This is a genomic window from Ramlibacter sp. Leaf400 (assembly GCF_001424545.1).
GTDB lineage: Bacteria > Pseudomonadota > Gammaproteobacteria > Burkholderiales > Burkholderiaceae_C > Ramlibacter.
Genome location: NZ_LMQL01000008.1, coordinates 363,914 through 380,098, shown reverse-complemented (window position 1 = coordinate 380,098; position 16,185 = coordinate 363,914). Strand labels below are relative to the sequence as shown.

Here is a 16,185-nt window from a genome sequence, read left to right as displayed (position 1 = left end):
TCTCTTTCCCGGTTATTTCTTGAGCGCCTGGGCGGCCTTGCGCGGACCCTTGCGCGTGCGCGCGTTGGTGCGCGTGCGCTGGCCACGCATCGGCAGGCCACGGCGGTGGCGGAAGCCCCGGTAGCACCCGATGTCCATCAGTCGCTTGATGTTCATCGTGGTCTCGCGGCGCAGGTCGCCCTCGATCGTGAACTTGGCGATCTGGTCGCGGATCTTCTCGAGGTCGGCGTCCGTCAGGTCCTTGACCTTCTTGGAGTAGGCGATGCCGCAGGCCTCGCAGATCAGGCGCGCGCGGGTGCGGCCGATCCCGAAGATGGCGGTCAAGCCGATCTCGGCGTGCTGGTGCGGCGGAATGTTGATGCCGGCGATACGTGCCATGTCTTTTCCTTACGAACCTGTTAGCCCTGGCGCTGCTTGTGACGCGGATCGGTGCAGATCACGCGGACGACGCCCTTGCGGCGGATGATCTTGCAGTTGCGGCAGATCTTCTTGACGGAAGCCGAAACTCTCATTTGTCTTTCTCCTAAATCTTTCCCCGCGCCTTACTTGGCTCGGAACACGATGCGTGCCCTGGACAAGTCGTAGGGCGTCAATTCCACGGTGACCTTGTCACCCGGCAGGATGCGGATGTAGTGCATCCGCATCTTTCCGGAGATGTGACCGAGCACCACGTGCCCGTTTTCCAGCTTGACGCGAAATGTCGCGTTGGGGAGGTTCTCGACCACCTCTCCCTGCATCTGGATCACATCGTCCTTGGCCATCCTTTTTTCAACCGCCGAGCGAAGTCTTGAAGTTGGCCTTCTTCAACAACGACTCGTACTGCTGGCTCATCATGTAGTTCTGCACCTGGGCCATGAAGTCCATGGTGACGACGACGATGATCAGCAGCGAGGTCCCCCCGAAATAGAACGGCACGTTGTATTTCAGGATCAGGAACTCCGGCAGCAGGCACACGATGGTGATGTACACCGCGCCGGCCAGCGTGAGCCTCAGCAGGATCTTGTCGATGTAGCGCGCCGTCTGATCGCCCGGGCGGATGCCCGGGATGAAGGCGCCGCTCTTCTTCAGGTTGTCGGCGGTCTCGCGGCTGTTGAAGACCAGCGCCGTGTAGAAGAAGCAGAAGAACACGATGGCGGCCGCGTACAGCATCACGTAGATCGGCTGCCCCGGCGACAGGGTGGAGGCCAGGTCCCGCAGCCAGCGCATGGAGTCGCCGGTGGAGAACCAGCTCACCACGGTGGCCGGCAGCAGGATGATCGACGAGGCGAAGATCGGCGGGATCACGCCGGCCATGTTCAGCTTGAGCGGCAGGTGCGACGACTGGCCGCCATACACCTTGTTGCCCACCTGGCGGCGCGCGTAATTGACCAGGATCTTGCGTTGCCCCCGCTCGATGAACACCACGGCGTAGGTCACCAGGGCAACCACCACCACGATGAAGATCGCCACCAGGATGCTCATCGCACCGGTGCGCACCAGCTCCAGCAGTCCACCGATCGCGCTGGGCAGGCCCGCGGCGATGCCGGCGAAGATCAGGATCGAGATGCCGTTGCCCAGCCCGCGCTCGGTGATCTGCTCGCCCAGCCACATCAGGAACATGGTGCCGGCCGTCAGGCTGACCACCGCGGTCATGCGGAAGCCGAAGCCCGGCTGGATCACCAGGCCCGGGGAGCCTTCCAGCGCCATGGCGATGCCCAGCGACTGGAACAGCGCCAGGCCCAGCGTGCCGTAGCGGGTGTACTGGGTGATCTTGCGGCGCCCGGACTCGCCCTCCTTCTTCAGCTGCTCGAACGTGGGGACCACGTAGGTGAGCAGCTGCATGATGATGGAGGCCGAGATGTACGGCATGATCCCCAGCGCGAACACCGTGAACCGGGACAGCGCGCCACCCGAGAACATGTTGAACAGGCTCAGGATGCCGCCCTGCTGGCCCTTGAACAGCTGCTGGAGTTGTCCGGGGTCGATGCCGGGCACGGGGATGTGCGCGCCGATGCGGTAGACCACCAGCGCGAGCAGCAGGAAGACCAGCCGCCGGCGCAGGTCGCCGAACTTGCCGGTCTTCGCGAGTTGGGCTGCGTTCGTCGCCAACTTCGTCTTTCCGTTCGGGGTCAGGCCAGGCTGCCGCCGGCCGCCTCGATGGCGGCCTTGGCGCCGGCGGTCGCGCCGATGCCGGTCAGCTTGACGGCGAGCTTGAGCTCACCGGACTTGATGACCTTGACGTTCTTGACCTGCTCGCCGACCAGGCCGGCCTGCTTCAGCGTGAGCAGGTCGACTTCCTTGGCGCCCAGCTTCTCCAGCGAAGCCAGGGAGACTTCGCCGTTGTACTTGAGCGTTTGCGACTTGAAGCCGCGCTTGGGCAGGCGGCGCTGCAGCGGCATCTGGCCGCCTTCGAAGCCGACCTTGTGGTAGCCGCCCGAGCGGGACTTCTGGCCCTTGTGGCCGCGACCCGCGGTCTTGCCCAGGCCCGAGCCGATGCCGCGGCCGACCCGGCGGCGCGCCTTGCGGGCGCCCGGGGCGGACTTGAGGTTGTTCAGTTCCATGTCAGAGCACCTTCACCAGGTAGCTGATCTTGTTGATCATGCCGCGCACCGCGGGCGTGTCCTGCAGCTCGGAAACCGAGTTGACCTTGCGCAGGCCCAGGCCGCGCACCGTCGCGCGATGCGATTCCTTGGTGCCGATGGGGCTGCGCACCAGCTGCAGCTTGACCGTGTTTTGTTGGGACGCCATGTCGTTGGTTCCTCGCTCAGGCGGCGAACAGGTCTTCGACCGACTTGCCGCGCTTGGCCGCCACTTCCGAAGGAGTGGTGGAGTTCTTCAGCGCGTCCAGGGTCGCCCGGACCATGTTGTACGGGTTGGTCGAACCGTGGCTCTTGGCCACGATGTCGGTGATGCCCATGACTTCGAACACCGCGCGCATCGGGCCGCCGGCGATGATGCCGGTGCCCTTGGGGGCCGGCGCCATCATCACGCGGGCCGCTCCATGCTGGCCGAAGACGGTGTGGTGCAGCGTGCCGTTCTTGAGCGACACCTTGCGCATGTTGCGGCGGGCTTCTTCCATGGCCTTCTGCACGGCCGCAGGCACTTCCTTGGACTTGCCCTTGCCCATGCCGACGCGGCCGTCGCCGTCACCCACGACGGTCAGCGCGGCGAAGCCGAGGATCCGGCCGCCCTTGACCACCTTGGTGACGCGGTTCACCGCGATCATCTTTTCCTTGAGGCCGTCCTCCGGACCCTCAGCCTGCCGGTTCGCTTGAATCTTTGCCATTTTGGTATCCGTGTTCGTTAGAACTGCAGGCCCGCTTCACGGGCGGCATCGGCCAGCGCCTTGACGCGGCCGTGGTAGGCGAAGCCGGCGCGATCGAACGCGACCTTCTCGACGCCGGCGGCCTTGGCGCGCTCGGCGATCAGCTTGCCCACCTGCTGCGCGGCTTCGGTGGTGGCACCCTTGCCGGAGCCGCCGAGCGACTTGCGCAGGTCGGCCTGGACCGTCGAGGCGGAGGCCAGCACCTTGCTGCCGTCGTCGGAGATCACGCTGGCGTAGATGTGCAGGTTCGTGCGATTCACCGTCAGGCGCGCGACACCCTGGGTGGCGATGCGGATGCGGGTCTGGCGGGCCCGGCGAAGACGCTGTTCTTTCTTGGTCAACATCGTTCGCTCCTTACTTCTTCTTGGTCTCTTTGATCGTGATCTTCTCGTCCGCGTAGCGGATCCCCTTGCCCTTGTAGGGCTCGGGCGGACGGATGGCACGAATCTCGGCGGCGATCTGGCCCACGCGCTGGCGGTCGGCACCCTTGATGACGATTTCCGTCGGGGCCGGCGTCTGCACGGTGATGCCCGCGGGCATCTCCTTGTTGACCGGGTGCGAGAAGCCCACGGCCAGGTTCAGCTTGGCGCCCTGGGCCGTGGCCTTGTAGCCCACGCCGACCAGGTTCAGCTTCTTCTCGAAGCCCTTGGTCACGCCCACCACCATGTTGTTCACCAGCTGGCGCATGGTGCCGCTCATGGCGTTGGCTTCGCGCGATTCGTTGGCCGGCTCGAACGACAGCTTGCCGTCCTTGCTGGTGACCTTCACCAGGGCGTTCTGGGCCAGCGACAGCGTGCCGCCGGTGCCCTTGACGCTGATCTGGTCTTCCTTGATCTGCACGTCCACGCCTTGCGGGACGGCGACCGGCATCTTTCCTACTCGGGACATTTGTCTTTCCTTCCCTTTAGGCCACGTAGCACAGCACTTCGCCGCCGACACCGGTGGCGCGCGCCTTGCGGTCGGTCATCACGCCCTTGGGGGTGGTGACGATGGCCACGCCCAGGCCGTTCTGGACCTGGGGGATGGCGCCGGCGCCCTTGTAGACGCGCAGGCCGGGGCGGCTGACGCGCTCGATGCGCTCGATCACCGGACGGCCGGCGTAGTACTTCAGCGAGATCTGCAGCTCGCTCTTGTTGCCGTCCTTCTTGACCTCGAAACCGTCGATGTAGCCCTCGTCCTTCAGGACCTGGGCGATCGCGACCTTGATGTTGGAGGCCGGCACGCTCACCGACGGCTTGGCCACCATCTGCGCGTTGCGGATGCGGGTCAGCAGGTCGGCGATGGGATCACTCATGCTCATGTCTTGTCACTCCTCGCCGGTTTACCAGCTGGCCTTGATCACGCCCGGGATGTCGCCGCTGAAGGCCATCTCGCGGATCTTGTTGCGGGCCAGACCGAACTGGCGGAAGGTGCCGCGCGGGCGACCCGTGATCTCGCAGCGGTTGCGCTGGCGGGTCGGGTTGGCGTTGCGCGGGAGCTTCTGCAGGGCCAGGCGAGCGGCGGCGCGCTCTTCCTCGCTCTTCTTGGCATCGCCGGCGATCGCCTTCAGCTCCGCGTGCTTCTTCGCGTACTGGGCGACCAGCTTGTCACGCTTGAGTTCGCGCTGGATCAAAGCAGTTTTTGCCACGATGTACCTTCAGTTCTTGAACGGGAAACGGAAGCCCGCGAGCAGCGCCTTGGCTTCCTCGTCGGTCTTGGCCGTGGTGGTGATGCTGATGTTCAGGCCGCGCAGGGCATCGACCTTGTCGTACTCGATCTCGGGGAAGATGATCTGTTCCTTGACGCCGATGTTGTAGTTGCCGCGGCCGTCGAACGCACGGCCGGAGATGCCGCGGAAGTCGCGCACTCGCGGCAGGGCCACGGTGACGAAACGGTCCAGGAACTCGAACATCTTCTCGCCGCGCAGCGTGACCATGCAGCCGATGGCCTGGCCTTCGCGGATCTTGAAGCCGGCGATGGCCTTCTTGGCCTTGGTGACCACGGGCTTCTGGCCGGCGATCTTGGTCAGGTCGCCGACGGCGTTGTCCATGACCTTCTTGTCGGCCACGGCCTCGCTCACGCCCATGTTCAGCGTGATCTTGGTGAGGCGCGGCACTTCCATCGGCGACTTGTAGCCGAACTTGGTGGTCAGCTCGGGGACCACCTTCTCGCGGTAATGCTGTTGCAGTCGTGCCATGGTCATGCCACCTTGATTTCTTCGCCGCTGGACTTGAAGACGCGCACGCGCTTGTCGTCCTGGACCTTGATGCCGACGCGGTCGGCCTTGCCGGTGGCGGGGTTGTAGATCGCCACGTTGGACTGGTGGATCGGCATGGCCTTCTCCACGATGCCGCCGGTGGTGCCCTTCATCGGGTTGGGCTTGGTGTGCTTCTTCACCAGGTTGATGCCCTCGACCACCACGCGCTCGTCGTCCTTGCGCAGCACGACCTTGCCGCGCTTGCCCTTGTCACGGCCCGCCAGGACGATGACTTCGTCGCCTTTGCGAATCTTGTTCATGTCTTCCCCTTACAGGACTTCGGGCGCCAGCGACACGATCTTCATGAAGCGCTCGGTGCGCAGCTCGCGCGTGACCGGGCCGAAGATGCGGGTGCCGATCGGCTCCAGCTTGTTGTTGAGCAGCACGGCGGCATTGCCGTCGAACTTCACGAGCGAGCCGTCGCCGCGGCGGATGCCCTTGGCGGTGCGGACCACGACGGCGCTGTAGACCTCGCCCTTCTTGACGCGGCCACGCGGCGCGGCTTCCTTGATGCTCACCTTGATGATGTCGCCCACGCTGGCGTAGCGACGCTTGGAGCCACCGAGCACCTTGATGCAAAGCACGGACTTCGCGCCCGTGTTGTCGGCGACTTCGAGCCGGGATTCAGTCTGGATCATTTGTGTATTCCCAACTTTCCCCCGAGGCCCCGCTCGAACCGGAGGTGGTCTCCGATTCCTGCGCGGACTTCAGGTCAGTCTTGGGCCTGTCGTCGGCGCCGCGGACTTGGGGTCCGCATCCGGCGCCTCCGGGAAGGCAGATAGCTCGCCCAAAAACAGGCGAGCCCGCGATTATGCCTTATCCACAGGCTTTGTCAAACCAGGCCTCGCGGCCCGGCCGATCAGGCCGGCTGCCGCTGCGGCAGGTAGCCGGCCGCCAGGGTGGTGAAGTCGGCCTCGTGCGGGTCGACGCCGGTTTCCTCGCGCAGAAGCCGCGCCACCACCGGCGCCAGGCGCGCCGCCAGCGCGGCGTCCAGGAACAGCAGGCGCGAGCGCCGCGCCAGCACGTCTTCGACGGTGCGGGCGTACTCCTCGCGGGCGGCGAACCGCACCATCGCCTCGGTGAGGCCCCCGCCCAGTTCGGCGCCGGCGCCGGGCAGCGCCTGCACCTTGGCCGCCTCCGAGCCGTAGCCGTGCAGGCCCGGCGGGTCGCACACCGGGACGGCAGCACCGGCGGGAACGTCCCCACCGACCAGCCGCAAGTTGGTGGTCACTCCGCCTGCGGCCTTGACCAGCAGGCGCGCGTCGAAGCAGCGCCCCAGCACGTCCTCGGCCATGGCGCGGTAGGTCGTCCACTTGCCGCCGGTGACCGTGACCAGCCCCGAGCGGCTTACCAGCACCGTGTGCTCGCGGCTGATCGCCTTGGTGTTGCCGCCGTCGTCGTCCTGCGGCTTGACCAGCGGGCGCAGGCCGACCCACAGGCTGCGCACGTCGGCCATCGTGGGGGCCACCGCCAGGTAGCGCCGCGCCTCGCCCAGGATGAAGGCCAGCTCCTCCTCGAACGGCCGCGGCTCGCGCGGCAGGTCGGTTCGCGGGGTGTCGGTGGTGCCCAGGATGACCTTGCCCAGCCACGGCACGCCGAACAGCACGCGTCCGTCGGCCGTCTTGGGCACCATCAGCGCGTGCCGGCCGGGCAGGAACTTGCGGTCCACCACCACGTGCACGCCCTGGCTGGGCGCCACCATCGGCCGCACCGGCCGGCCGACCGCCTGCCCGTCCAGTTCGCGCAGCCGGTCGACCCAGACCCCGGCGGCATTGATCACGCAGCGGGCGCCCAGGTCCAGGGCGCGCCCGGTCTCGCGGTCCTCGCAGCGCACACCGACCACCCGGCCGCCTTCGTGGCGCAAGCCGGTGACGGCGCAGTAATTGACCAGCAACGCGCCCTTGCTTTCGGCGGTGCGGGCCAGCGCCAGCGCCAGGCGGGCGTCATCGAACTGGCCGTCCCAGTATTCGACCCCGCCCTTGAGGCCGGCGGGCTGCGCTGTCGGCAGCGCCCGCAACGTTTCGGCACGGCTCAGGAAGCGCGTGGGCGCCAGCCCCGCCTTGCCCGCGAGGGCGTCGTACAGCTTGAGGCCGGCGCCGTAGAACGGCGTCTCCCACAGCTTGTACGAGGGCATGACGAAGGCCAGCGGCTGCGCCAGGTGCGGCGCATTGCGCAGCAGCACGGTGCGTTCGTGCAGCGCCTCGCGCACCAGCGCGATGTTGCCCTGCGCCAGGTAGCGCACGCCTCCGTGGACCAGCTTGGTCGCGCGCGACGAGGTGCCGCCGCCGAAATCGTGCGATTCGAGCAGCGCCACCGAAAAACCGCGGGCCGCCGCATCCAGTGCGACGCCCAGTCCGGTCGCGCCGCCCCCCACCACCACCACGTCGAAGGTCCCGGCCGAGGCCAGCCGGTTCCATGCATCCTCTCGAGTCATCACTGCCGATTGTCCCCCAGCGCCTGAGACAGGCTTTCGTCAGGCCTGCGGGCGCCGCGCGCCGACCGGTGCGGCGACGCGGAAACCGATGTTGCTGGCGCTGCTGCCCGGCGTGTTGGAGCCGCGCGCGGCCACCCGGTAGCGGTTGCAGTACGACTCGTGGCAGAGGAACGAGCCGCCGCGCAGCGAGCGCCGGCCGGTCGGCCGCTGCTGCAGCGGATCGACCGCCGCCGTGGCGCGGTGGTAGTCGGGGCTGAACCAGTCGGCGCACCACTCCCAGGCGTTGCCGGCCACTTGGTGCAGTCCCCAGCCGTTGGGCTCGAAGTCCGTGGCCGGCACCGTCTCCGGCCACCAACCCTCGGCGGGGCGCGACGGAAATTCGCCCTGCCAGATGTTGCATTGCTCGCGGCCGCCCGGCGCCAGTTCGTCGCCCCAGGCGTAGCGCTTTTCCTCCAGTCCGCCGCGGGCCGCGAACTCCCATTGCGCCTCGGTGGGCAACTGGGCGCCGGCCCAGGCGCAGTAGGCCGCGGCGTCGTGCCAGGACACGTGCACCACCGGGTGGTCGAGGCGGTCGTGGATCCAGCTGTCCGGCCCGGCGGGCCGCTGCCAGCAGGCCCCCTCCACCGGCAGCCACCACGGCAGCTCGCGCGAGACCTGGCGGATCGCGGCGCGCCGCTGGGGCTCGACCTGCAGGTAGAAGACGAAGGAGGAGCCGGCCTGCTCGGCCTCGGTGATGTACGAGGTGGCGCGGACGAAGGCGCGGAACTGCGCGTTGGTGACGGCCGTGCGGCCGATCGCGAACGGCGCGACCTCCACCGCGCGCGCCGGGCCTTCGCCGTCCTCGGCGAAGCCTTCGGCCGAATCCGTGCCCATGGTGAATCGCCCGCCCGGCAGGTCGACCCAGTCGATGCGCGCGCCGCCGACGGGGCCGTGCACGACCGGCACCGCCACCGCTGCGGCTCCCTCGCGCGCCGGGACGCAGCAGGCCTTCACTCGTCTTCCCAGAACGCCTTGGTCACGCCCTGGCTGCGCATCAGCGCCACGACCTTGTCGCGCGGCAGCACGCCGCAGCGCGCGGCCCACTCCTCGTAGGCCCGCTTCATGGCCGCCACCCGGTCGGGGAACTGCGCCGCCAGGTCCTGCGTCTCGGTGCGGTCGGCCACCATGTCGTACAGCTCCCAGTCCCTGGGGTACTCGCGCACCAGCTTCCAGCGGCCGTCGCGCATGGCGCCGTTGCCCTCGTGCTCCCAGAACATCGGCGGGCGCTCCCCCGCGTCGGCGCCGAACGCCTTGCGCAGCGAATGGCCTTCCAGCGGCAGGATGCTGCGGCCGTCCAGCTGCTGCGGGTAGGGCACGCCGGCGACGTCCACGATGGTCGCCATGATGTCCGGCAGGTAGCCCGGCGTGTGGCGGACCTCGCCGCGCTGGGCGATGCCCTGGGGCCAGTGGAAGATGAGCGGCGTGCTGATGCCGCCCTCGTGCGTCCAGTGCTTGTACAGGCGGAAGGGCGTGTTCGACAGGTTGGCCCAGGCCTGGCCGTAGCTCTGGTAGGTGTCCTCCGGGCCGGGCGCGATCTCGGGCGTGTTGCCGAAGCGCACGACGCGGCCGTCGCGCGTGTGCGAGCGGGCGATCATGAGCTTGTCCACCAGCTCGTCGACGGTCACGCCTTCCGGGATGTCCTCGGCGCAGGCGCCGTTGTCGGACAGGAAGATCACCAGCGTGTCGTCCAGCTCGTCCAGGTCCTCCAGCGCCTTCAGGATGCGGCCGATGCCCTGGTCCATGCGGTCGATCTGCGCGGCGTAGACCTCCATGCAGTTGGCCAGCCAGGCCTTGTTTTCGCTGTCGGTCCAGGCCGGCTGGCGCGGGTCGCGGCCGGTCAGCTTCCATTGCGCGTCCAGGATGCCGCTGGCCACCAGGCGCTCCAGGCGCTCTTCGCGCAGGCGATCCCAGCCCTCGTCGAAGCGGCCCTTGTACCTGGCGATGTCCTCGGGGTGCGCGTGCAGCGGCCAGTGCGGCGCGGTGTGGGCCACGTACTGGAAGAACGGCTTGTCCGGATGCTCGGCCTTGTGGCGGCGCAGGAACTTGACCGCCTCGTCGTTGATGGCGTCGGTGTAGAAGAAGCCCGGCTCGCGCGCCTCGTGCTCGGCGTTCTCGTTGCGGCGCGTGAGCGTGTTGGGGTCGTAGAAGCTGCCGGCGCCGATGATGGTGCCGAAGAAGTCGTCGAAGCCGCGCTGCATCGGCCAGGAATCGGTGGGCTCCCGGAGGTTGCTCGACACGTGCCACTTGCCGCTCAGGTAACTGCGGTAGCCGGCCGGCTTGAGCACCTCGGGGATGGTGGCGCAACGCTGGTTCAGGTTGCCCGCATAGCCCTCCGGGCCCGAGTCGTAGGTCAGGATGCCGATGCCGGTCTGGTGCGGGTGCAGGCCGGTCAGCAGCGACGCGCGCGAGGGGCTGCAGCGGGCCGTGTTGTAGAACTGGGAGAACCGCAGGCCCTGGGCGGCCAGGCGGTCCAGGTTCGGCGTCTCGACCTCGCCGCCGTAGCAGCCGATGTCCGAGAAGCCCATGTCGTCGTTCAGGATGAGCAGGATGTTGGGGCGCTTGTCCATGGCGGTCCTTCCTTCGATTCGGTCAGTTCAGTCGTTCGCCGCTGGCGCGGTCGAACAGGTGGGCGGCCTGCGGCGAGAAGCTGAGCGCGGTGGACGCGCCTTCGCCCAGCCGGGACGCGCCCTCGGCCTTGAGCTTCATGCGCTGGCCGCCGGCCTGCAGGTCCACGATGCAGTGGTCGCCCAGCTCCTCGACGTACTCCACCCGGGCGGGCGTGCCGTGCGGCCCGGCGCGCAGCTCGCCCGGGCGCACGCCCAGCACCACTTCGCGCGGCTGCGCGGTGGTGGCGCCGACGGCGTGGGCCACGCCATCCAGCAGGACCGAGTCGCCCTGCCAGGTGGCGGGCACCAGGTTCATCGGCGGCGTGCCGATGAAGCCGGCCACCGTCACCTGCGCGGGCCGGCTGAAGATGTCGCGCGGCGTGGCCACCTGCACGATGCGGCCGTCCATGAACACGGCCACGCGGTCGGCCAGCGTCATGGCCTCTTCCTGGTCGTGCGTCACGTACACCGTGGTCACGCCCAGCGAGCGCTGCAGCTGCTTGAGCTCCAGCCGGGTCTCCAGCCGCAGCTTGGCGTCCAGGTTCGACAGCGGCTCGTCCAGCAGGAACAGGCGCGGCTGCCGAACGATCGCGCGCGCCAGCGCGACGCGCTGCTGCTGCCCGCCCGAGAGCTGCCCGGGCCGCCGCTGCAGCAGGTGGCCGATGCTCACCCGCGCGGCCGCGTCGGCCACCGCCTGGGCCATCGCCTCGCGCGGCGTGCCCACCATCTTGAGCGGAAAGCCGATGTTCTCGGCCACCGTCATGTGCGGATACAGCGCATAGCTCTGGAACACCATCGCCACGTCGCGCTCGCCCGGCTCGGCGCCGGTGACGTCGGCGTCGTCGATCAGGACCTGCCCTTCGCTGACCTGCTCCAGGCCGGCCAGGATGCGCAGCGTGGTGGTCTTGCCCGAGCCCGACGGCCCCAGCAGCACGAAGAACTCGCCGGCCCGGATCTCCAGGTCGACCCCGTGCAGCACCGTGGTCTCGCCGTGCCGCTTGACCACGCCACGCAGGCGCACGTTTCCTTTTTTCTGGTTCATCGCCGGCCACCTCCCTTGACCGCTCCCACCGTGAGGCCCTTGACGATGTGCCGCTGCGCCAGCAGGCCGACGATGATCACCGGCGCCATCGCCACCATCGCGCCGGCGGCCAGGCGTGCCCATTGCGTCTGCTCGACCGAGATGAAGTTGAACATCGCCACGGTGACCGGCCGGACCTTGTTGCCGCCCAGCACCACCGCGAACAGGAACTCGTTCCACGCGTTCAGGAACACGAACACCGTGGTCACCGCGATGCCGCCACCCACCTGCGGCAGGATCACGTACCAGAACGTGCGCAGGCGGCCCGCGCGGTCGAGCAGGGCCGCCTCCTCCATCTCGTAGGGGATGTCCTCGAAGTACGACACCATCAGCCAGATCGCGAACGGCAGCGAGAACGTCAGGTAGATCGCCACCAGCCCGCTGTAGGTGTCCAGCCCGCCGGCGCGCTGCAGCACCAGGTAGTACGGGATGATCAGGCCCACCGGCGGCAGCATCTGCGTGGCCAGCACGTAGAAGCCGCTGGCCCGCTTGAACGGGTAGCGCAGGCGTGCCAGGGCGTAGGCCGCGGGCACCGCGAACAGCATGGTGAGCAGCGTGGCGCCGACACTGACGACCATGCTCGACCAGAGGTTGGGCAGGATCGACGACGGGCCCCACAGCACGTCGCGGTAGTTGGCCAGCGTCGGCGTGAACACCAGCAGCGGCGGATAGGCCAGCACGTCGCGCTCGGTCTTGAACGACGTCAGCAGCGCCCACAGCACCGGGAAGGCCCACACCGACACCAGCAGGCCCGCGATGGCATAGAGCACCACGGTCCGGTGCAGGCGCCGGGCCTTGCCGGACCGCCCGGCGATGGCGGCGGCGTTCACGGGAGAAACGGCGGTGGCGTTCATGCAGGCGCCCTCCTGCGGCGGAACAGCAGCCAGGACACGAACATCGTGATCGCCAGCAGCACCATGGCCAGCGAGGAGCCGTAGCCGATGTTCAGTTCGGTGAACGAGGTGCGGTAGGCGTACAGGTTCAGGATCTCGGTGGAGGTGCCCGGCCCGCCTCCCGTCGCGGCGAAGATGGCTGCGAAGGCGGACAGCGCCGTCATCGTGCGCAGGATCACCACCATCACGACCGCGGGGCGGATCAGCGGCAGCGTGATGTAGCGGAAGCGCTGCCACGCGCTGGCGCGGTCCAGCCGCGCCGCCTCGTAGACGTCGGGCGGCAGCGTCGCCAGCGTGGCCAGCAGCACCAGGAAGGCGAACGGCGTCCACTGCCAGGTGTGGATGGCGATCACCGAGATCAGCGCCAGCTGCGGATCGCCCAGCCAGTTGTGGCTGCCCAGGCCCAGCGTGCGGGTGACCAGGTCGACCAGGCCCACGTCGGGCGACAGCACCAGCGTGCGCCAGAACAGGCCCACGACCACCGGCGCCAGCACGATCGGCAGGATGGCCGCGACCCGCAGCAGCCCCTGGCCTCGCGGGATGCGCAGCACCAGCAGGGCGAGCGACAGGCCGATCACCACCTGCAGCAGCACGGTCGATCCCGTGTACACCACGGTCAGCCACAGCGAGTTCCAGAACCGCGGGTCGCTGCCCATCTTGGCGTAGTTGTCCAGCCCCGCGAAGCCGGACAACCAGGGCATGCCCAGGTCCAGCTTCTGCAGGCTGTTCCAGGCCAGGAACACCAGCGGCGCGGTGGTGGTGATGAGCAGGAGCAGGAACGCGGGCGCGAACAGGGCGAGCGCAAAGCGCCGCTCCTGCCGCTCCAGCGTCCCCCCGCCCGCGGGCGTGGCGACCGTCATGCCGGCATCAGGCCTTCATGATCTGGGCGATGCGCGCCTGCGCCTCGTCCAGCGCTTCCTTCGGCTTCTTCTGGCCGACCAGCGCGGCCTGGATGGCCGTGGCCATGGTCTCTCCGATGGCGGGCCACTGCGGCACGCGCGGACGCCAGTCGACGTCGGTGTCCTGCTCCAGCGACTCGAGCGCGGCGGGGATGAAGTTGTCGCCCGCGCCCTTCATGGCCGCGGCGAATTCCGGCGCCTTCCACAGGGACAGGCGGTTGAGCCCCGAGCGTTTGGCCGGGCCGTCGAACTTCCAGGAGGTGCGCGCCTGCGTCTCGGCCGACGCGGCCCAGGAGATGAACAGCCAGGTCGCCTTCTTCTGCTTGTCGTTGAGCGCGGCGTTGACGGGGAAGCCCCAGTTCCAGATCGACGTCACCCGCTTGCCCGACGGGCCCTTGGGCCAGCGCGCGTAGGCGACCTTGCCCACGACCTTGGACTTCTCCGGGTTGGTGATCACCGCGGCCGACGAGTGGGCGTCGAGGTAGCAGCCCACCGTGCCCTGCGAGAAGGCGTCGGCGATGTCGGGCCAGTTCCAGTTGCGCACCGCGGGCGGGGCGTACTGCGACAGGGCGTTGACGTACCACTCGAGCGCCTTGACCGCCTCGGGGCTGTTGACCACCACGTTCTTGTTCTGCATCCAGTCGCCGCCGAAACCGCGGAACAGCGACGGGTAGATGTACATGTTCTGGCCCGCGCCGGAGAAACCTCGCATCGCCAGGCCCCAGACGCGGTTGGCCGGGTCGTGGATCGCCTTGGCGTTGGACAGCAGCTGGTCGTAGGTGTCGGCCGGCTTGAGCCCCTTGGCGTCGTACAGGTCCTTGCGGTAGACCTGCACCGTCACCTCGCCGTCGTACGGGATGCCGTACGGCTTGCCGTCGACCGAGTCGGCCTCGCGCCAGGCCTTGAGGATGTCGTTGTAGTTGAACCAGGCCGCGTCGGTGAGCGTGGCGTCGTTCAGGTACTTGTCCAGCGGCTCCACCCACTTGTTGGAGACGTACAGCGGGTAGTACATCGGGTCGGCCGAGTGGGTGGCGTAGGTCGCCGTCTTGGACGACAGGTCCAGCATCGCCTTCTGGCGGATCTGGCCGGGCGGCACCTTCTCGGCGCGCACCTTGATGCCGGTCAGCGCCTCGAACTGCGGCAGCAGCCCCAGCAGGTTGTCGAAGTAGCTGGCCGGGATCACCGCGACCGAGATCTGCTCGCCTTCGGCCTGGCGCCAGTTGATCTTGGCGCGCTGGTAGGGCGCCAGGTCGGGGGCGCCCTGCGCCAGGGCCGGGGCCGTCCATCCGGCCGCAAGGCCGGCGGCGCCCAGGGCGGCGGCCTGGCCGATGAACTCGCGGCGGCTGGGGGCGCCCGTGTCGGGCGAGCGGGTGGGTTCCTTCATGCAGGTCTCCTCGGGGTGGACGGGTTTCGGCGACGGGCCGGGCTCGACCCATGCAATCGATTACATGCAAGTCTAGCGAGCGATCTGGCCGCCGTCATTCTCGTTGGCCTCAGTGGTTTCCCCATAGACGGAGTTTTCATTTGCTTCTGCATGGGGTAGATTCGCTGCAATCGATTACAACGGCACCATGGACGGGGAACGACTGGAGGACAAGACGGCAGCCAGCGCCCGAAAGGGCCGCTCCGGCGCCAAGGACGTGGCCCGCCTGGCCGGCGTGTCCACGGCCACGGTCTCGCGGGTCCTGAACAACTCGGTGCAGGTCGACCCCGCCACGCGGCAGCGCGTGCTGGACGCCGCCAGCAAGCTCCGCTACGTGCCGCACGGCGCCGCGCGCAGCCTGCGCAGCCACCGCAGCAAGATGGTGGGCGCCATCGTCCCGTCGTTCGATTACGCGCTGTACGCCCGCACCACCAGCGCCCTGCAGCAGCGGCTGGACGAACGCGGCTACTCCCTCGTGCTCGCCGAGCACCACTACGACCTGGCGTCCGAAGCGCGCATCGCCGCGCAGCTGGTGGAACACGGCGTCGACGCCTTCATGCTGGTGGGCCTGGACCACGAGCAGGGCCTGTTCGGCCTGCTGGAGGACTACGGCCGGCCCTACGTGCTGACCTGGGGCGTGGACCCGCTGCAGCGGCATCCCAGCATCGGCTTCGACAACCGCGCGGCCACCTACCAGGCCGCGCGGCACCTGATCGCCCTGGGGCATCGCCGGATCGGCCTGCTGAGCGCGCCCCTGCCGGGCAACGACCGGGCCCGCGCGCGCGGCGAGGGCCTTCGGCTCGCGCTCGCCGAGGCCGGCCTGGCGCTGGACCCGCGGCACCTGGCCTATGCGCCGATCTCGCTGGCCACCGCCGAACAGGCGATGGCCGGCCTGCTGCAGCTGCCCGATCCGCCCACGGCCGTGGTCGCCACCAACGACGTGTTCGCCGTCGGCGCCATGCTGGCCTGCCGCCACGCCGGCATCGACGTGCCGGGCCGCATGTCGATCACCGGCGTGGACAACACCGACCTGGGCGCCACCCAGACGCCGGGCCTGACCAGCGTCGCCACGCCCATCACCGACATCGGCCGCGCGGCCGCCGACCAGCTGGTCGCCCGGCTGGAAGGCCAGGCCTGGGACGCCTTCAAGGAGTACCCGGTCGAGCTGGTGTGCCGCGGCAGCACCGCCGCGCCGGCCTGAGAACCCGGCCCCGCCGCAGCGACTAGACTGCCCGCCTGCGCCGCGGCCCCGCGGCACCCCACCGCAGGA

The 16,185-nt window shown here is 68.7% G+C and carries 22 protein-coding genes; 1 reads left to right on the top strand and 21 read right to left on the bottom strand.

Annotation, left to right across the window (positions count from 1 at the left end):
• Positions 1 to 12: 12 nt before the first annotated feature.
• The 21 genes from rpsM to ASG30_RS07905 all read right to left on the bottom strand — a co-directional run bounded on the left by rpsM (position 13) and on the right by ASG30_RS07905 (position 14,876).
• Positions 13 to 378 carry a 30S ribosomal protein S13 gene (gene rpsM, locus ASG30_RS08005; RefSeq protein WP_055894687.1) on the bottom strand — a complete coding sequence of 122 codons (366 nt, stop codon included), beginning with the start codon at positions 376 to 378 and terminating at the stop codon, positions 13 to 15.
• A gap of 20 nt (positions 379 to 398) precedes the next feature.
• Entirely contained in the window at positions 399 to 512 is a 114-nt protein-coding gene (rpmJ, locus tag ASG30_RS08000) for a 50S ribosomal protein L36 (protein WP_011481465.1), read from the bottom strand.
• 30 nt (positions 513 to 542) lie between these two features.
• Positions 543 to 761 carry a translation initiation factor IF-1 gene (gene infA / locus ASG30_RS07995; RefSeq protein WP_012734373.1) on the bottom strand — a complete coding sequence of 73 codons (219 nt, stop codon included), beginning with the start codon at positions 759 to 761 and terminating at the stop codon, positions 543 to 545.
• A 7-nt stretch (positions 762 to 768) separates the two neighbouring features.
• Positions 769 to 2,088 (bottom strand): preprotein translocase subunit SecY, encoded by a 1,320-nt coding sequence (gene secY / locus ASG30_RS07990; RefSeq protein ID WP_055894685.1) that lies wholly within the window; start codon positions 2,086 to 2,088, stop codon positions 769 to 771.
• Between the two features lie 20 nt (positions 2,089 to 2,108).
• The gene (gene rplO / locus ASG30_RS07985) at positions 2,109 to 2,540 is read right to left on the bottom strand and encodes a 50S ribosomal protein L15 (protein WP_055894684.1); all 432 of its coding nucleotides are present in this window, start codon (positions 2,538 to 2,540) and stop codon (positions 2,109 to 2,111) included.
• 1 nt (position 2,541) lies between these two features.
• Entirely contained in the window at positions 2,542 to 2,727 is a 186-nt protein-coding gene (rpmD, locus tag ASG30_RS07980) for a 50S ribosomal protein L30 (protein WP_055894682.1), read from the bottom strand.
• A 16-nt stretch (positions 2,728 to 2,743) separates the two neighbouring features.
• Positions 2,744 to 3,265 (bottom strand): 30S ribosomal protein S5, encoded by a 522-nt coding sequence (gene rpsE, locus ASG30_RS07975; protein WP_055894680.1) that lies wholly within the window; start codon positions 3,263 to 3,265, stop codon positions 2,744 to 2,746.
• 17 nt (positions 3,266 to 3,282) lie between these two features.
• Positions 3,283 to 3,648, bottom strand: a complete 366-nt coding sequence (gene rplR / locus ASG30_RS07970) for a 50S ribosomal protein L18 (protein ID WP_055894678.1) — start codon at positions 3,646 to 3,648, stop codon at positions 3,283 to 3,285.
• A gap of 10 nt (positions 3,649 to 3,658) precedes the next feature.
• On the bottom strand, positions 3,659 to 4,192 hold the full coding sequence (rplF, locus tag ASG30_RS07965) for a 50S ribosomal protein L6 (RefSeq protein ID WP_055894676.1): 534 nt from the start codon (positions 4,190 to 4,192) through the stop codon (positions 3,659 to 3,661).
• A gap of 16 nt (positions 4,193 to 4,208) precedes the next feature.
• Complete coding sequence (gene rpsH, locus ASG30_RS07960) at positions 4,209 to 4,604, bottom strand: 30S ribosomal protein S8 (protein ID WP_055894674.1); 396 nt, start codon at positions 4,602 to 4,604, stop codon at positions 4,209 to 4,211.
• A 21-nt stretch (positions 4,605 to 4,625) separates the two neighbouring features.
• Positions 4,626 to 4,931, bottom strand: coding sequence for a 30S ribosomal protein S14 (rpsN, locus tag ASG30_RS07955; RefSeq protein ID WP_055894672.1), 306 nt, complete (start codon positions 4,929 to 4,931; stop codon positions 4,626 to 4,628).
• 9 nt (positions 4,932 to 4,940) lie between these two features.
• Entirely contained in the window at positions 4,941 to 5,480 is a 540-nt protein-coding gene (gene rplE, locus ASG30_RS07950) for a 50S ribosomal protein L5 (protein WP_055894841.1), read from the bottom strand.
• A gap of 2 nt (positions 5,481 to 5,482) precedes the next feature.
• Complete coding sequence (gene rplX / locus ASG30_RS07945) at positions 5,483 to 5,800, bottom strand: 50S ribosomal protein L24 (protein ID WP_055894670.1); 318 nt, start codon at positions 5,798 to 5,800, stop codon at positions 5,483 to 5,485.
• A 9-nt stretch (positions 5,801 to 5,809) separates the two neighbouring features.
• Positions 5,810 to 6,178 carry a 50S ribosomal protein L14 gene (rplN, locus tag ASG30_RS07940; protein ID WP_006297881.1) on the bottom strand — a complete coding sequence of 123 codons (369 nt, stop codon included), beginning with the start codon at positions 6,176 to 6,178 and terminating at the stop codon, positions 5,810 to 5,812.
• A 221-nt stretch (positions 6,179 to 6,399) separates the two neighbouring features.
• Positions 6,400 to 7,974 carry a glycerol-3-phosphate dehydrogenase/oxidase gene (locus tag ASG30_RS07935; protein ID WP_055894668.1) on the bottom strand — a complete coding sequence of 525 codons (1,575 nt, stop codon included), beginning with the start codon at positions 7,972 to 7,974 and terminating at the stop codon, positions 6,400 to 6,402.
• 39 nt (positions 7,975 to 8,013) lie between these two features.
• Positions 8,014 to 8,925: a formylglycine-generating enzyme family protein gene (locus tag ASG30_RS07930; RefSeq protein WP_200947269.1), complete on the bottom strand. Its 912-nt coding sequence runs from the start codon at positions 8,923 to 8,925 to the stop codon at positions 8,014 to 8,016.
• Between the two features lie 38 nt (positions 8,926 to 8,963).
• Positions 8,964 to 10,580: an arylsulfatase gene (locus ASG30_RS07925; protein ID WP_055894666.1), complete on the bottom strand. Its 1,617-nt coding sequence runs from the start codon at positions 10,578 to 10,580 to the stop codon at positions 8,964 to 8,966.
• A 22-nt stretch (positions 10,581 to 10,602) separates the two neighbouring features.
• Positions 10,603 to 11,661, bottom strand: a complete 1,059-nt coding sequence (locus ASG30_RS07920; protein WP_055894663.1) for an ABC transporter ATP-binding protein — start codon at positions 11,659 to 11,661, stop codon at positions 10,603 to 10,605.
• Positions 11,658 to 12,554 carry a carbohydrate ABC transporter permease gene (locus tag ASG30_RS07915; protein WP_055894661.1) on the bottom strand — a complete coding sequence of 299 codons (897 nt, stop codon included), beginning with the start codon at positions 12,552 to 12,554 and terminating at the stop codon, positions 11,658 to 11,660. The genes ASG30_RS07920 and ASG30_RS07915 overlap by 4 nt, the downstream gene beginning before the upstream one ends.
• The gene (locus tag ASG30_RS07910; protein WP_055894659.1) at positions 12,551 to 13,453 is read right to left on the bottom strand and encodes a carbohydrate ABC transporter permease; all 903 of its coding nucleotides are present in this window, start codon (positions 13,451 to 13,453) and stop codon (positions 12,551 to 12,553) included. The genes ASG30_RS07915 and ASG30_RS07910 overlap by 4 nt, the downstream gene beginning before the upstream one ends.
• A gap of 7 nt (positions 13,454 to 13,460) precedes the next feature.
• Complete coding sequence (locus tag ASG30_RS07905; protein ID WP_055894658.1) at positions 13,461 to 14,876, bottom strand: ABC transporter substrate-binding protein; 1,416 nt, start codon at positions 14,874 to 14,876, stop codon at positions 13,461 to 13,463.
• Between the two features lie 187 nt (positions 14,877 to 15,063).
• Between ASG30_RS07905 and ASG30_RS07900 the strand changes: the two genes are divergently transcribed.
• Positions 15,064 to 16,116, top strand: coding sequence for a LacI family DNA-binding transcriptional regulator (locus ASG30_RS07900; protein ID WP_082521955.1), 1,053 nt, complete (start codon positions 15,064 to 15,066; stop codon positions 16,114 to 16,116).
• Positions 16,117 to 16,185 lie beyond the last annotated feature (69 nt).

What these genes read in the sequence shown, in the direction of transcription:
- infA (WP_012734373.1), bottom strand. Translation starts at nt 761, where the DNA reads ATGGCCAAGGACGATGTGATCCAGATGCAGGGAGAGGTGGTCGAGAAC.
- ASG30_RS07905 (WP_055894658.1), bottom strand. Translation starts at nt 14,876, where the DNA reads ATGAAGGAACCCACCCGCTCGCCCGACACGGGCGCCCCCAGCCGCCGC.
- rpmJ (WP_011481465.1), bottom strand. Translation starts at nt 512, where the DNA reads ATGAGAGTTTCGGCTTCCGTCAAGAAGATCTGCCGCAACTGCAAGATC.
- rpsH (WP_055894674.1), bottom strand. Translation starts at nt 4,604, where the DNA reads ATGAGCATGAGTGATCCCATCGCCGACCTGCTGACCCGCATCCGCAAC.
- ASG30_RS07910 (WP_055894659.1), bottom strand. Translation starts at nt 13,453, where the DNA reads ATGACGGTCGCCACGCCCGCGGGCGGGGGGACGCTGGAGCGGCAGGAG.
- ASG30_RS07925 (WP_055894666.1), bottom strand. Translation starts at nt 10,580, where the DNA reads ATGGACAAGCGCCCCAACATCCTGCTCATCCTGAACGACGACATGGGC.
- rplX (WP_055894670.1), bottom strand. Translation starts at nt 5,800, where the DNA reads ATGAACAAGATTCGCAAAGGCGACGAAGTCATCGTCCTGGCGGGCCGT.
- rpmD (WP_055894682.1), bottom strand. Translation starts at nt 2,727, where the DNA reads ATGGCGTCCCAACAAAACACGGTCAAGCTGCAGCTGGTGCGCAGCCCC.
- rpsM (WP_055894687.1), bottom strand. Translation starts at nt 378, where the DNA reads ATGGCACGTATCGCCGGCATCAACATTCCGCCGCACCAGCACGCCGAG.
- rplO (WP_055894684.1), bottom strand. Translation starts at nt 2,540, where the DNA reads ATGGAACTGAACAACCTCAAGTCCGCCCCGGGCGCCCGCAAGGCGCGC.
- rplF (WP_055894676.1), bottom strand. Translation starts at nt 4,192, where the DNA reads ATGTCCCGAGTAGGAAAGATGCCGGTCGCCGTCCCGCAAGGCGTGGAC.
- ASG30_RS07935 (WP_055894668.1), bottom strand. Translation starts at nt 7,974, where the DNA reads ATGACTCGAGAGGATGCATGGAACCGGCTGGCCTCGGCCGGGACCTTC.
- rplR (WP_055894678.1), bottom strand. Translation starts at nt 3,648, where the DNA reads ATGTTGACCAAGAAAGAACAGCGTCTTCGCCGGGCCCGCCAGACCCGC.
- rplN (WP_006297881.1), bottom strand. Translation starts at nt 6,178, where the DNA reads ATGATCCAGACTGAATCCCGGCTCGAAGTCGCCGACAACACGGGCGCG.
- ASG30_RS07900 (WP_082521955.1), top strand. Translation starts at nt 15,064, where the DNA reads ATGGACGGGGAACGACTGGAGGACAAGACGGCAGCCAGCGCCCGAAAG.
- rplE (WP_055894841.1), bottom strand. Translation starts at nt 5,480, where the DNA reads ATGGCACGACTGCAACAGCATTACCGCGAGAAGGTGGTCCCCGAGCTG.
- ASG30_RS07920 (WP_055894663.1), bottom strand. Translation starts at nt 11,661, where the DNA reads ATGAACCAGAAAAAAGGAAACGTGCGCCTGCGTGGCGTGGTCAAGCGG.
- rpsE (WP_055894680.1), bottom strand. Translation starts at nt 3,265, where the DNA reads ATGGCAAAGATTCAAGCGAACCGGCAGGCTGAGGGTCCGGAGGACGGC.
- ASG30_RS07915 (WP_055894661.1), bottom strand. Translation starts at nt 12,554, where the DNA reads ATGAACGCCACCGCCGTTTCTCCCGTGAACGCCGCCGCCATCGCCGGG.